Origin of the sequence: Pseudomonas sp. D4-21 (assembly GCF_051132125.1) — a bacterium.
Taxonomy (GTDB): domain Bacteria; phylum Pseudomonadota; class Gammaproteobacteria; order Pseudomonadales; family Pseudomonadaceae; genus Aquipseudomonas.
Genome location: NZ_CP071664.1, coordinates 4,296,149 through 4,308,822, shown reverse-complemented (window position 1 = coordinate 4,308,822; position 12,674 = coordinate 4,296,149). Strand labels below are relative to the sequence as shown.

Here is a 12,674-nt window from a genome sequence, read left to right as displayed (position 1 = left end):
GGCAGCGCCTTACTGAGGCGAAACTTCAGTTTTAGGTTTGCCGTTGTGCCACTCGTAAACCACGAATTTGAAGTCTTTCAGGTCGCCCTTTTCATCGAAGCTCAGGTCACCGGTCGGCGTCTTGAAAGTGCCGGCGTGGATGGCTTCAGCCACTTTGGTCGCGTCTTCGGACTTGGCCGCCTTGATGCCTTCGGCAATCACGGTCACTGCGGAGTAGGACGGGAACACGAACGGGCCGCTCGGGTCTTCCTTCTTCGCTTTGAACGCGTCAGCCAATGCAACGTTGGCCGGATCCTGGTCGAAGGACTTCGGCAGGGTCACCAGCAGGCCTTCGGAAGCATCCTTGGCGATCTGGGTGATCGAATCGTTGCCCACGCCTTCCGGACCCATGAAGCGGGCTTTCAGGCCCTTTTCCTGGGCCTGGCGCAGGATCAGGCCCAGCTCCGGGTGGTAACCGCCGTAGTAAACGAAGTCGACACCGGCTTGCTTGAGCTTGGCGATGATCGCGGAGAAGTCCTTGTCGCCGGCGTTGACGCCTTCGAACACGGCAACCTTGGTGCCTTTCTTCTCGAGGGTGGCTTTCACCGCGCTGGCGATGCCTTCACCGTACTGCTGCTTGTCGTGCAGGACCGCAACGATTTTCGGCTTGACGTGATCGGCGATGTAGTTGCCGGCCGCTGGGCCTTGGGCACTGTCCAGACCGATGGTGCGGAAGATCATCTTGTAGCCACGGGCGGTGATGTCCGGGCTGGTGGCCGCTGGGGTGATCATGATCACGCCTTCGTCTTCGTAGATGTCCGAAGCCGGCTGGGTGGAGCTGGAGCACAGGTGGCCGATCACGAACTTGACGCCGTCGTTGACGACCTTGTTCGCGACGGCGACCGCTTGTTTTGGATCGCAGGCGTCGTCGTATTCAACGGCTTCGAGTTTCTTGCCGTCGACGCCGCCCTTGGCGTTGATTTGCTCGATCGCCATCTTGGAGCCGCTGAACTGCATGTCGCCGTATTGGGCTACAGGGCCGGTTTTCGGGCCGGCGATGCCGATCTTGATGGTATCGGCGGCAAACGAATGGCTGGCAACCCCGGCCAGAACCATAGCGGCAAACAGTTTGGAAATCTGCTTAGTAGCCTTAGTCATAGTGCTCCACTCATGCTGTTGTAGTTTTTATAGTCCTGGCGCCGTAGCAGCAGAACCGGGTCAGATATCTTGGATATCCTCGCGGAAAATGCCCCCGGCAACTGTACCGGTACAGTGTAGAGCGCCGATTGTTGGCAAGGGAAGCTGGCGCTTGGGGGCAAAACCTGAGGGTGTCGCTTTATTGAAAGAAAAAGACAGATTCGCGGCGGGGGTTGTCCGGTCAAATCGGCAATCCTTGGCTTTGCTGCGCTTTTCAATCGGTGCTGCAATTGCAACTGGGTTTTTCTGCCAGACCACCGACGTTATCATTCGCGCCGATTTCTTTTCCGGACAGCTCCCATGAATCAAGAACCTAGCACCCTCTATGCCAAATTGCTCGGTGAAACCGCATCCATCACCTGGAAAGAGCTGGAGCCGTTCTTTGCCAAGGGTGCCCTATTGTGGGTCGATCCGGCACTGGATCTGATCGCTGCCGCCGAGGCCGTGGCCCAGGACGAAGGTACCAAAGTCGCCGCCTGGCTGGGCGCCGGGCAGGTCGCCAAGCTGTCTGAAACGCGGGCGCTGGATTTTCTGGAGCGCGATCCGCAGCTCTGGGCGGTGGTGGTTTCGCCTTGGATCATGATCCAGGAAAGGGCATCGAATTGATCGATGCACCAACTTGGTTCGCTCCCTGGCTCGGTTGAAAGTGTGTAGGTGAGTAGCGAGATGACAGCCTGCCGTGGCGAAACGCCACAGGGCAGGGTGACGTATACGTAACGGGAACAGTTTATTGGGCAGCCTTTTGGCTGCTTAATTGTTTCTGGATGTTGTTTCAGTGTTGTATTCAAGGCCGTCTTCGCGAGCAGGCTCGCTCCCACAAGGGGATTTCTGAGCGCAGGCCCATTGTGGGAGCGAGCCTGCTCGCGATTTGGGCGACTCGGTTCAAGCCAGCCTCAGTAAGTACGGCCAGTATGGTTATTAAGCGAAATAACCTTGGTCTTGCCGATCCGATGACGGTAGATCTCGCGCAGGTACTTGATGGACTTCTTCACGCAGTCGCGGGACAGGCGGATGTCGTTGATCGAGACGAATTTTTCCTTGTCGCTGATCAGCTCGCGGTATTTCTTTTCATACATCGGCTTGATCGCGTACCAGTTGGTGTCGAGGATTTTCGCCGGGTTCTCGAATTCATTGAGCAGGTCGTCGATGCGTGCCTCGTCGAATTCTTCGTTGATGATGAAGTCCAGGATCGAGTTGTCCAGGGTCTCATCGAAGCGGTACGGCGTACGGGCGAAGCAGCGTTTGATAAACGCCACGATCAGGGTCAGGAAGTCGTCCGACAGGCACGGGCTCTTGGCGATCAGCGTGGTCAGCGACAGGTTCGCCGAGGCGCCGATCACCAACGCGTAGCGCTTGAGCGTGGTGTTGGGGAACAGGCTGTTGAGGTGGGTCTTGAGCCGGTTCAAGTCCATGTAGGACAGCTTGTAATCCTTGGGCAACGAGACGATCGATACCACCGACGAGCAGTTCTTGAAGAAGTGCAGGTCATGCAGCGCAGCGGCGTCGTAGCCGGAGTTCTTGTACTGCTCCAGCGAGGCGCGGTAGCGCTTGGACTCGATGGGCAACAGGCTGATGCCTTCGATGGCCTGGGTGACTTTGTTGAAGTGCGGCAGGTCGATGGAACGGAAGAACAGGTCATCGATGTTCAAGCGCGGTGGCTCTTTCTCGAACACCTTGAACTTGTCGCCGCTCGGCGCCGGGGTTTCCGGGACCACGGACTCGGCGTAGGCAATCGCCACCGGGCCGGCCAGGCTCATGAACAGGTCGTTGGCGTCCAGGCGAATGGTTTCACCAATGTCGATGCCGGCGCGACGGAAGTAGTTCTGGTCGTAGTCGGTGGTCACGGCCTGGGCCGTCAGGATGTTGAATATCTGCTGGGAAATGTACTGGTTGGCGTGCTTTTCCATGGCATTGACATCAATGTTCTGGATGTTGCCGTCATCACTCTCTTCGGCGTAGCGCATGATGTCGTTGGAGATCAACATCATCGCGTTCCACGGATGGATGCGGCCCATGACGCTGGCTTCGCTGCTGTCTTCGTTGGCGAAGTTGTACGAGAAATCCCATTCTTCCGAGAGGTATTTGCACAACAGCCGACCGGCGTTGATGTGCAGAGCCTCGGACATTTCGCTGCGGTGGTCGGAGATATTCGGCAGCACACAGATGCCGCTGGTGAAAATCGGCTCGAAGACGAAGGAGTGACCGCTCTTGCTATCGTGTTCGTCCATCGGCTTGGTGTCGAACGTCTTGTTCATGTAGGAGTACTGCTGGGCCAGGCCAAACTCCGAGGCCATGCCCGAACCGGTACCGCCGCCGGCGCTGAAGATCGAAAAATACAGGCGCGACTGGTTGGCCTTGATGCCGCAGCTGTCGATCAGGTACGAGTGAATCATCTTCCAGTCGGGGCTGGAGAAACGCTGGGTGTCCTTGTTCAGGATGATCTTCGCCAGATACTGGCCGAGGATCGGCGCGTTGCCGGCGCCACCAGCATGGACTTCCGACAGGTCCATGATTTTCATCTTGCTGTAGTCGCGCAAGAAGCCGCTTTTCTCGCCTTTGCGCGAGAAACGGATGCGCCCGGCGATGTCCTTGTCCAAGTCTCCCAGCATGACCAGTGGTTCCACCAGGAACACCGGTTTGCTTGCCTTGCTGTTGCCCAGGCGCAGGTTGCGCATCCACTGCGCCGGGCGATAACTTTTGTCGCCGTAGTTTTTATCCTCGGCATTGAATTCGTTGAGGTAGAACTTGCGGGCGTTGTAGACCAGCTCCGCGACGTCCAGGGCGATGTTGGAACCGCAGCGACCTAGGCCGATCAGGCAAACCGATGGGAACTCCTGCTGGCCACGTTCGCTCTCGTCGTCCACCAGGTGCGGCGGACGGGGGAACACGGCATCGCGCAGGCCGTCGAGGTTGTCGAGGATGCGGTCGGTGTTGGTCTCGGTGAAATACAGGTATTGCTGGGTAGCCAGGGATCGCGAGCTGCTCGACAGCGTCGAGGTTTCAGGGCCGTTGGCGGCTGGGCTCAAGGTCAGATCGGAAACCGCAGTGGCTGTTTTTTTGGAAGTCATTGTGCGCCGTATGCCTGGACTGGTCGGATCGACGACATGTCATCGAACCATCGCGAATGGGAACTCGCGTCCTTTGATGGCAACGCGAATGTCGGCCCAAGCGTTCAGGGCTGCAGCCTGAGCAGCGCTCGGGAGAATCTATTCCTGATCATGTTGGATCGGCCATCGCGCGAGGTTCTTTAATCAAGAGCAGGCAAAATGATGGCAGTTGTTGCAGCAAATTGACCAAAGCAATGAAACACGCCCTGCGCCATGGTTTGGTATCAGCCATGCGAATGATTGGAGACAGCTCGCGTCCCGCTGTCTAGATTGCAGACTCCGGGCTCGGATGCCTCGCCCAACAATAAAAAGAGACGGACCCATGCAGAACTCGACCCAAGCGGCGAATGCCTGGCGCATTCTGTTCCTGTTGTTCCTGGCCAACCTGTTCAACTTCTTCGATCGCACCATCCCGGCGATCATCATCGAGCCGATCCGCATGGAGTGGAGCCTCAGCGACTTCCAGATCGGCATCATCGGCACCGCGTTCACAATCGTCTACGCCATTGCGGGCTTGCCGCTGGGGCGCATGGCCGATACCGGTTCGCGCAGCAAGTTGATGGGCTGGGGCCTGGCCGCCTGGAGCGGATTGACCGCGGTGAATGGCCTGGTGGGCAGTTTCTGGGCGTTCCTGGTGGTGCGCATGGGCGTGGGCATCGGTGAGGCCAGCTATGCGCCGGCCGCCAATTCGTTGATTGGCGATCTGTTCCCGGCTCACCGCCGGGCTCGGGCAATGGGCATCTTCATGTTGGGGCTGCCGCTGGGCCTGTTGTTGGCGTTCTTCACCATCAGCGCGATGGTCAAGGCCTTCGACAGCTGGCGTGCGCCTTTCTTCATCGCGGCGGTGCCGGGGCTGGTGCTGGCGGTGTTCATGTTCTTCATCAAGGAACCCAAGCGCGGCGCGGCGGAAACCGTGCAGGTGTCCCAAGAGAAGGTTGATAAACCGGTTCGCCGGGTGCTGGCGATTCCGACCTTTCTCTGGTTGGTGCTGGCGGGGCTGTGCTTCAACTTCGCCACCTACGCCTGCAACTCATTCCTGGTGCCAATGCTGCAACGGTATTTCGGGATGCCGCTGCACGAGGCGGCCGTGGCGACCGGCATCATGGTGGGCGTGACCGGATTGTTCGGGCTGACCCTTGGCGGCTGGGTCGCAGACAAGATCCACCAGCGCGTGCCCAACGGCCGTCTGTTGTTGGCAGCGTTCAGCCTGGCCATTTCGACAGTGACCACGGCGTGGGCCCTCCATGCCGGGCGCATCGAGATCGGTGTTTTCGTGGCCGTGTTCAGCGTTGGTTGGTTGTTTGCCTATAACTTCTACACCTGCGTCTATACCGCGATCCAGGACGTGGTGGAGCCGCGACTGCGTGCTACGGCGATGGCCTTGTATTTTGCCGGGCTGTATCTGCTCGGCGGCGGCCTCGGGCCGGTGGTGGTGGGCGGCTTGTCCGACTACTTCGCCCACACGGCGATGGCTGTAGCAGGTGCCCCGCAAATGACCGAAGCCTTCAAGGCCATCGGCCTGCATGACGCGATGTATCTGATCCCGGTGGCGCTGTTGCTGACCATGGTGTTCCTGTTCCTGGCGTCTCGCTGCTTCGTGCGCGATGCCAAGCGGATGAAGGACGGGATGAGCGTCGTGGTGGAGCCGGCGGGCGTGGCGGCGACAGCTTGAGATCAAACTGCTGGCGAAACAGCTTTTGTGGCGAGGGGATTTATCCCCGCTGGGCTGCAGAGCAGCCCTCGAAAAACACTCAGCTAACCTGACACAGTGCGGCGTCGGTTTTAGGGCTGCTGCGCAGCCCAGCGGGGATAAATCCCCTCGCCACAGGGTTCAGCGCCATCTGCACTAACGAGCCTTTTCCTCTCGCCCGCGCAACAGGCGATCGGGCATGGCCACCGCAGCCGCCAGCCCCAGCAATGACACCGCCGCGCTGATCATCAGCAAGTGCCGGAACGTCGCTTGCAACTCCTCACGCAAGGCGTCCCGTGCCTCTCCGGGAGCGGCGTTCAAACCATCGAGCAGGACGTTGCCGGAATGCCCCTCGCCGATCATCGACGAACCGGCGAGCTGGGCAAAACCGGAATCCTGCAGCAAGGCCAGCAGCAACGCCGACATCAGCGCCACACCCACCGCGCCGCCCAATGAGCGAAACAGGTTAGTGGTGCTGGTAGCGACACCGATGTCCCGTTGCTGCACCGAATTCTGCGAGCCCACCAGCGAAGTGGGAAATTGCATGCCCGAAGCGATGCCGCTGAGCAACATGAACAGGCTGCTCAGCCAGAACACGGCGGGCGGCGTGAAAGCCATGCCAAGAATGGCGAACGGGAAGAGCAGGGCGCCACTGAGGATCATCGGTTTGTAGCGCCCGGTGATCGAGGTGCGCCGCCCGGCAAAATAGGCGCCCATCGGCAAACCCATCGCCAGCGGCAGCAAGTGCAGCGCGGCGCTGTCGGCGCCGGCGCCGGTCACGCTCTGGAAGCGCAACGGCACCAGCACTGTCAGGGAAATCGCCTGGAAGCTGGTGAAAAAAACCGTGCACCAGCACAGCACCGCGCTGCGGTTGACGAATAGGTGCATAGGCAGCAACGGCTCCCGTGCGCGGCGTTCATGCCAGGCGAAGAGACCCAGCACGAGTACTGCGCCACCCAGCAGCCCGAGCACTTCGCGGCTGTGCCAGGCATGGCCTTGGCCGATCTGGGTAATGCCCAGCAGCAGCGAGGTCAGACCGATGATCAGCAACACGGTGCCCAGGTAATCGATGATTGGTGTGCGTTGTGGCACCGGCAGCCCCACCAGGGCGCGCCGGGCCACCAGCCAGGCGCCCAGGCCCAATGGCAGGTTGATCCAGAAGACCCAGCGCCACGACAGGTACTCGGTCATGTAGCCGCCCAGCACCGGTCCGGCCACGCTGGCCACCGCATACATGCTGCTGAAATAACCCTGGTAGCGCCCACGCTCGCGGGGCGGGATGATGTCGCCGATGATCGCCTGGCTCACAGAAATCATGCCGCCGGCGCCGATGCCTTGGAAAATCCGCGCCAGCACCAGTTGCTCCATGTTCTGTGCCAACCCGCAAAACAGCGAAGCGAGGGTGAACAGGCCCATGCCGAACAGCATCAGCGGGCGCCGGCCATACAGGTCGCCCAGCTTGCCGTAGATCGGCACCGCTACGGTCATGGCGACCATGTAGCCGGAGATCACCCAGGCCAGCAGGCTGACATCCTTGAATTGCGCGGAAATGGCCGGCATCGAGACCGCGACGATGGTCTGGTCCAGCGCACCGAGGAAAATCGCCAGCATCAGCGCCACCAGCACGCTGCGGATAGCGGGTTGCATAGCTTGAGGCGTATCGAGCTGAGTCAAGGCAGGACCTGCGGGCATCGCGCCTGGCGGCGAGGGGACGAAGCCCGCAGTTTAATTCGGTAGCCGCCTATTCGATAGCCTCATAAGGAAGGCCGACGTAATTTTCCGCGATGGTTTTGCGCCCCGCCTCGGAGTCGACGAAATACTCCAGCTCCGCCTCGCTGATGCGCTGGTTGAACGCGTCGTCATCGAAGCGGTGCAGCATCGACGTCATCCACCAGGAGAAGCGCTCGGCTTTCCAGACCCGTCGCAGGCAGATGTCGGAATAGCGTTCCAGCAGATCCGCGCGACCGTCGCGATAGACCTTAAGCAAAATATTGAATAGCGTGCTGACATCGCTGGCAGCCAGGTTCAGCCCCTTGGCCCCGGTCGGCGGGACGATGTGGGCGGCGTCGCCCACCAAAAACATCCGCCCGTACTGCATCGGTTCCACGACGAAGCTGCGCAGTGGTGCGATGCTTTTTTCTATGGAGGGACCGGTCACCAGGGTTTCGGCCAGGTCGGTGGGCAGGCGTATTTTCAGTTCATCCCAGAAACGCTCGTCCGGCCAGTCGGCCACTTGTTCCTCGGCGGGCACTTGCAGGTAATAACGGGTGCGGGTCCGCGAGCGCATGCTGCACAGGGCAAAGCCGCGCTCGTGGCGAGCGTAGACGAGTTCTTCGTGGACGGGCGGGGTGTCGGCGAGGATGCCGAGCCAGCCGAACGGGTAGACGCGTTCGAAGACCTTGAGCTTTTGCGCCGGGATCGATTGCCTTGCCGCGCCATGGAAACCATCGCAGCCGGCCACGTAATCGCAGTCCAGGCGCCAGGTTTCGCCGGCGTGTTCAAAGGTCACGAAGGGGTGCTCGGTCTTCAGGTCGTGGGGCTGGGCGTTGTCGACCTGATACAGCGTCTGGGCGCCGGATGCCTGCCGGGCGGCCATCAAGTCGCGAGTGACTTCGGTCTGACCGTAAATCATGACGTTCTGGCCACCGGTCAGCCCTTTGAGATCGATGTGGACGCGCCGACCGTTGAGGACCAGCTCGAAGCCATCATGGGACAAGCCCTCGGCGTCCATGCGTTGGCCAACTCCGGCCTGGCGCAGCAGATGGACTATGCCCTGCTCGAGTACACCGGCGCGGATCCGGCCGAGGACGTAATCGGGAGTCTGGCGCTCGAGGATCACGGTGTCGATCCCTGCGTTGTGCAATAACTGGCCGAGCAGCAGCCCAGAGGGGCCGGCGCCGATAATGGCGACTTGGGTCTTGAGGGTTTTCATTGTTGTTATGGCTCGCAAGAGGCACGCGACCAGGGTCGGCGTTTATTTTTAGTAATCCTGGCGTGCATTTTTCGCTTGCGGACCTGTCAATTGAAGGGGAAAACTGAGCTGAAACCTGCACATTCTGCCAATCGGTGCGATTACCGCCCGTAACCCAAGGCCGATCCTCGTTATGAAGAAAACTGAGCTGCCTTCGATTCCCGTGTTCAAGCTCTACGGCGAGAGCCAGGATTGGCCCACGCCGGATCTGCTGCACTGCGAAACCATTTCCAGCCGCAGCAGCGAGCACCAATGGGAAATAAAACCTCATCGACATGCCGATCTGTGCCAGCTGCTTTTTGTGTTCAAGGGTCAAGCGGAACTGGAAATCGAAGGCCAGCGTACACGGCTCGACGAGCCGGCCGTGCAGATCCTGCCGCCGCTGTCGGTCCATGGTTTCCGTTTTTCGGAGGATGTGCAGGGTTACGTCGTGACCCTGGCGGCGCCGCTGGTCACGCACCTGCAAGCCCAGCTAGGCCATTCGGTCAATGTCCTGGCCCAGGCGGAAGCCTATCCGGCCGGAGAGAACGCTGATTACCTCAATAGTTTGTTCAGTGCCATGCAGGCGGAGTACGTGGGCCATCAACCGGCCCGGGAAATGCTCATGCATGCCTTGGTCAGCGTGATCATGGTCTGGGTGAGCCGCCAGGTGATGAACCGGCGTATCTCCACCCAGCGCCCGCAGCGGGCCCGGGAATACCTCAACGGGTTCATCCAATTGGTGGAAGAGACCTATCGCCAGCACGTCAAGGTCGAGGACCTGGCCCATCGCCTGGGCATCTCGGTGTCGCACCTCAATGGCACCTGTCGCGAACTCGCGGGACAGCCGGCACTGCAAATCATGCACGAGCGCCAGTTGCTGGAAGCCAAGCGGCTGCTGACCTATACAGGCATGACGATCTATGAGATCTCCGAGATGCTTGGCTTCTCCGACCCGACCAACTTCACCCGACTGTTCCGTCGGCGCGTCGGTATCTCGCCCAAAGCCTTCCGAGACCGGCTCAAGACCGATCAGCAGGACGACTGAAACCGTCTCAGCGCAGCGCGTTCAAGGTTGCGTTGTGCGGTATGCAGCGTTCGAAGTTGCAGCTGGCGTATTCACGGGGCAGCTGCCTGGCCTGCTCGACCCGATAAGCCGCGGTGCCATACAGCGCCAGCGTGGCGGTGCAGGTGACAAATATGGCGAGGCGTCTTCTTGTTTTGATGTTCATGGCGATGACCTCTGAACGAATACCCGGGGGTACTGTTTTCAGCATAGGTCAGCCATGGCGGGTTGCCAGCCAGGCGGTGTGTGTATGTAAGCAGATATTCAGCTCGCTGATGTTCCCTGTGGGAGCAAGCTTGCTCCCACAGGGATTAGGGTTGTTCTTTCGAGCGTTCTATTCCAAATGCTCAGGTTTCATCGGATCCCCCGGCTTGACATCCAACTGGTGGCGCACGTCTTCGAACATTTCGTCGTAGTACTTGTGCATCGCGCCGATGTTCGTGCTCTTGGGCAGGCCGTAGTATTGGGCAATGCGGGTGGCGTGGCGGGCGAAGTCGAAGGCTTGGTCCTTGGCCAGGAAAAACGTCTCGTCTACGTTCTTGTCTTCTACCGTGCCGTGCAGGCGAAATGACATGCCCTTTCCCTCGTCGGGATCCTGGGCTATTTCGTAATCGATGCACAGGTTGTAGCTGAAATCATCCTTGTTCAGCGCATGGCGCTCCATGTGCAGGTGTCCGGGTTGGAACGTGGCCATCAGCGTCTCTCCTTCGAAGGCGTGGAGAACGGCAGACACCGCGCCTGCCCCATAAGTTTTCCCGTTATCGATAAACATGTCGGGCGACGGGTGCGGTCTATTGAACCGTCACCATTGCGCGCGGTGGGCGCCCAGGTCAGCGGCCGGCAACTTCCATTGCAGCGGCGTGCCGGGCATTTTCAGCGGTACCTGCAAGCGATGCGCCGGACCCCAGGGCGTCTGTTCCACCAGCAACCCCTGGTCAGCCTCGTCTTCGGGGCGCAATGCAACCTCACTGCCGGCGCCGCCCTCGATCAACAGCTTCGCCGTGCGCGCCAGTGACAAGCGTGCCGAGCCCCCACGGCCGTTGGCCAAGCGTCGATTCAGCAACACGATTGCGCTGGCGGCCATCAGGTAACCGGTGCCGTGGTCCAGCGCCTGGACCGGCAGAGGCGTCGGTTTGTCCGTGTGTTTCCAGGCCATGCCGGCCTCGGCGATACCGCAGCTCATCTGCACCAGGCTGTCGAAGCCGCGGCGGTGTTGCCAGGGGCCGCTCCAGCCGTAGGCGTTGAGGCAGACGTCGATCAGGCCGGGCGCCAACTGCCGACGTTGTGTAGCGCCGTAGCCCAGGCGTTCGAGCGCGTCGGCGCGGTAGCCGTGCAACAGGATGTCCGCCTCCTGGAGCAGCGCCTCGAACGCTGCTCGATCGGTGGGCTGGCGCAAGTCGAGGCGGGCGCAACGTTTGCCGAGGGTGACTTCAGGCACCACGCCGGGTTCGTTCCAGGTCGGCGGGTCGATGCGCAGCACGTCGGCCCCCAGCCCGGCGAGAAAGCGACTGGCAACCGGGCCGGCCAGCACGCGGGTCAGGTCCAGCACCTTGAGGCCCGCCAAGGGCTGGGCGACGGAGCCGAGCCAGGGGCCAGGCGCGCCTTGCGCTCCGCTATCCAAATGAACGAGGGGCTCGGCATTGACAGCGATGCCCTGGGGATGCGCCTGCCATGCCAGCCATGAACGCATCTGCGCGGCGCAACCGCCGGCATCGATCACGGCCTGTTCCAGTTCGGCCTTGTTCCACCGGACCACTCTGCTGGCCATGTCGGCGCGGTCGGTGCAGGCGCCGAGCACCTTTTGCGCCGCCTGGCGATGATGCGGCGCGTTGGTGTGCAGGCGGATCCAGCCGTCGGCGGTGGCGTAGTCGCCCGCCACCGGATCCCACAGGGGCGGCACGCCCCAGCCGATGGGCCGCAGGGAGGTGGAAAACCAGAATGAGGCCAGGCGCCGGTCGACTTCCATCGACGGCAGGCGACCGGTTTGCTGGCGGATCAGTTCGGCGACCGCTTGACCGGCCGTGGCGATGCTCGCGCAGGCCAGCTCGGTGACGGCGAAGGCGGAGGGCAGGGCGCCTTCGCTGGTGAAGGGGATGGGTGTCGTGGGCAAGCCCATGGCGGTTTGCATGGGTGTGAGTAGGTCTGACATTTGGAAACCCTCCTGAACCAGAGAGCGAGCATAGATCAAACAAACGTCGGGGGCCGCTACGCCCGAGGCGTCGGACCGGCCCAGCGGGAGCCAGCTCCCTCGCCACGATTCTCCGGTCTGGACCAGATCCAGAGATTGCCCAGGCCCATGCCTGCGAGTGCCAGGTATACCGGCCAGCGGTGATCGAGCATCAGCAGCATAAACCCTGCACAGCACAGCATGCTGACCGTTGCAGCGATCTTGGCCCGGCGCGGGATAACCTTGCCGTTGCGCCAGTTGCGCAGCATCGGCCCGAACAACCGATGGCCCTCCAGCCAAGCGCTCAGGCGCGGCGAACTGCGGGTCGCGGCCCAGGCGGCAAGCAGGATGAATTCGGTGGTGGGCAAGCCCGGCACGACGATGGCCACCAGGCCGATGGCCAGGCTGGTGTAGGCGAGGAGGGCGAAGAGCAGGCGAGTGAATCTGGAAGGGCGTTTCATCAGTGTTCTTCTTTCATGCACATTCCCTGTGGGAACGAGCCGGCTCGCGATGGCGGT

General features: G+C 61.0%; 12 protein-coding genes. 3 read left to right on the top strand and 9 right to left on the bottom strand.

Features of this window, described 5'->3' with window-relative positions; translation table 11 throughout:
- Positions 1 to 9 precede the first annotated feature (9 nt).
- Both J3Q04_RS19210 and J3Q04_RS19205 read right to left on the bottom strand, forming a co-directional pair.
- Positions 10 to 1,137, bottom strand: coding sequence for a branched-chain amino acid ABC transporter substrate-binding protein (locus J3Q04_RS19210; RefSeq protein WP_420764333.1), 1,128 nt, complete (start codon positions 1,135 to 1,137; stop codon positions 10 to 12).
- A gap of 60 nt (positions 1,138 to 1,197) precedes the next feature.
- Positions 1,198 to 1,434, bottom strand: coding sequence for a hypothetical protein (locus tag J3Q04_RS19205; RefSeq protein ID WP_434562644.1), 237 nt, complete (start codon positions 1,432 to 1,434; stop codon positions 1,198 to 1,200).
- A gap of 42 nt (positions 1,435 to 1,476) precedes the next feature.
- Between J3Q04_RS19205 and J3Q04_RS19200 the strand changes: the two genes are divergently transcribed.
- Positions 1,477 to 1,782 (top strand): DUF2288 domain-containing protein, encoded by a 306-nt coding sequence (locus tag J3Q04_RS19200; protein ID WP_264428324.1) that lies wholly within the window; start codon positions 1,477 to 1,479, stop codon positions 1,780 to 1,782.
- Between the two features lie 287 nt (positions 1,783 to 2,069).
- Here J3Q04_RS19200 and J3Q04_RS19195 read toward each other — a convergent pair whose 3' ends face one another.
- Positions 2,070 to 4,244: a hypothetical protein gene (locus J3Q04_RS19195; protein ID WP_434609943.1), complete on the bottom strand. Its 2,175-nt coding sequence runs from the start codon at positions 4,242 to 4,244 to the stop codon at positions 2,070 to 2,072.
- Positions 4,245 to 4,605: 361 nt separating this feature from the next.
- Here J3Q04_RS19195 and J3Q04_RS19190 point away from each other — a divergent pair, with 361 nt between their 5' ends.
- Positions 4,606 to 5,955, top strand: a complete 1,350-nt coding sequence (locus J3Q04_RS19190; RefSeq protein ID WP_434609945.1) for a spinster family MFS transporter — start codon at positions 4,606 to 4,608, stop codon at positions 5,953 to 5,955.
- Positions 5,956 to 6,129: 174 nt separating this feature from the next.
- Here J3Q04_RS19190 and J3Q04_RS19185 read toward each other — a convergent pair whose 3' ends face one another.
- Together J3Q04_RS19185 and pobA are read right to left on the bottom strand one after the other, a co-directional pair.
- Positions 6,130 to 7,665 (bottom strand): MDR family MFS transporter, encoded by a 1,536-nt coding sequence (locus J3Q04_RS19185; RefSeq protein ID WP_434674608.1) that lies wholly within the window; start codon positions 7,663 to 7,665, stop codon positions 6,130 to 6,132.
- Between the two features lie 49 nt (positions 7,666 to 7,714).
- Complete coding sequence (pobA, locus tag J3Q04_RS19180) at positions 7,715 to 8,905, bottom strand: 4-hydroxybenzoate 3-monooxygenase (RefSeq protein ID WP_434609949.1); 1,191 nt, start codon at positions 8,903 to 8,905, stop codon at positions 7,715 to 7,717.
- A 172-nt stretch (positions 8,906 to 9,077) separates the two neighbouring features.
- On the opposite strand from pobA, the gene J3Q04_RS19175 reads away from it, so the two are divergent.
- Positions 9,078 to 9,971: a helix-turn-helix domain-containing protein gene (locus J3Q04_RS19175; RefSeq protein ID WP_420764339.1), complete on the top strand. Its 894-nt coding sequence runs from the start codon at positions 9,078 to 9,080 to the stop codon at positions 9,969 to 9,971.
- A gap of 7 nt (positions 9,972 to 9,978) precedes the next feature.
- On the opposite strand, the gene J3Q04_RS19170 is transcribed toward J3Q04_RS19175, so the two are convergent.
- The 4 genes from J3Q04_RS19170 to J3Q04_RS19155 form a co-directional block, all read right to left on the bottom strand.
- On the bottom strand, positions 9,979 to 10,155 hold the full coding sequence (locus J3Q04_RS19170) for a hypothetical protein (protein WP_420764340.1): 177 nt from the start codon (positions 10,153 to 10,155) through the stop codon (positions 9,979 to 9,981).
- Between the two features lie 168 nt (positions 10,156 to 10,323).
- The gene (locus tag J3Q04_RS19165; protein WP_434609953.1) at positions 10,324 to 10,683 is read right to left on the bottom strand and encodes a DUF5064 family protein; all 360 of its coding nucleotides are present in this window, start codon (positions 10,681 to 10,683) and stop codon (positions 10,324 to 10,326) included.
- 108 nt (positions 10,684 to 10,791) lie between these two features.
- On the bottom strand, positions 10,792 to 12,138 hold the full coding sequence (locus J3Q04_RS19160; RefSeq protein ID WP_434609955.1) for a CoA transferase: 1,347 nt from the start codon (positions 12,136 to 12,138) through the stop codon (positions 10,792 to 10,794).
- A 56-nt stretch (positions 12,139 to 12,194) separates the two neighbouring features.
- Entirely contained in the window at positions 12,195 to 12,617 is a 423-nt protein-coding gene (locus J3Q04_RS19155; RefSeq protein ID WP_434609957.1) for a YbaN family protein, read from the bottom strand.
- Positions 12,618 to 12,674 lie beyond the last annotated feature (57 nt).

Coding starts and splice junctions, on each gene's coding strand:
- J3Q04_RS19210 (WP_420764333.1), bottom strand. CDS start 1,137: ATGACTAAGGCTACTAAGCAGATTTCCAAACTGTTTGCCGCTATGGTT.
- J3Q04_RS19200 (WP_264428324.1), top strand. CDS start 1,477: ATGAATCAAGAACCTAGCACCCTCTATGCCAAATTGCTCGGTGAAACC.
- J3Q04_RS19195 (WP_434609943.1), bottom strand. CDS start 4,244: ATGACTTCCAAAAAAACAGCCACTGCGGTTTCCGATCTGACCTTGAGC.
- J3Q04_RS19190 (WP_434609945.1), top strand. CDS start 4,606: ATGCAGAACTCGACCCAAGCGGCGAATGCCTGGCGCATTCTGTTCCTG.
- J3Q04_RS19185 (WP_434674608.1), bottom strand. CDS start 7,665: ATGCCCGCAGGTCCTGCCTTGACTCAGCTCGATACGCCTCAAGCTATG.
- pobA (WP_434609949.1), bottom strand. CDS start 8,905: ATGAAAACCCTCAAGACCCAAGTCGCCATTATCGGCGCCGGCCCCTCT.
- J3Q04_RS19175 (WP_420764339.1), top strand. CDS start 9,078: ATGAAGAAAACTGAGCTGCCTTCGATTCCCGTGTTCAAGCTCTACGGC.
- J3Q04_RS19170 (WP_420764340.1), bottom strand. CDS start 10,155: ATGAACATCAAAACAAGAAGACGCCTCGCCATATTTGTCACCTGCACC.
- J3Q04_RS19165 (WP_434609953.1), bottom strand. CDS start 10,683: ATGGCCACGTTCCAACCCGGACACCTGCACATGGAGCGCCATGCGCTG.
- J3Q04_RS19160 (WP_434609955.1), bottom strand. CDS start 12,138: ATGTCAGACCTACTCACACCCATGCAAACCGCCATGGGCTTGCCCACG.
- J3Q04_RS19155 (WP_434609957.1), bottom strand. CDS start 12,617: ATGAAACGCCCTTCCAGATTCACTCGCCTGCTCTTCGCCCTCCTCGCC.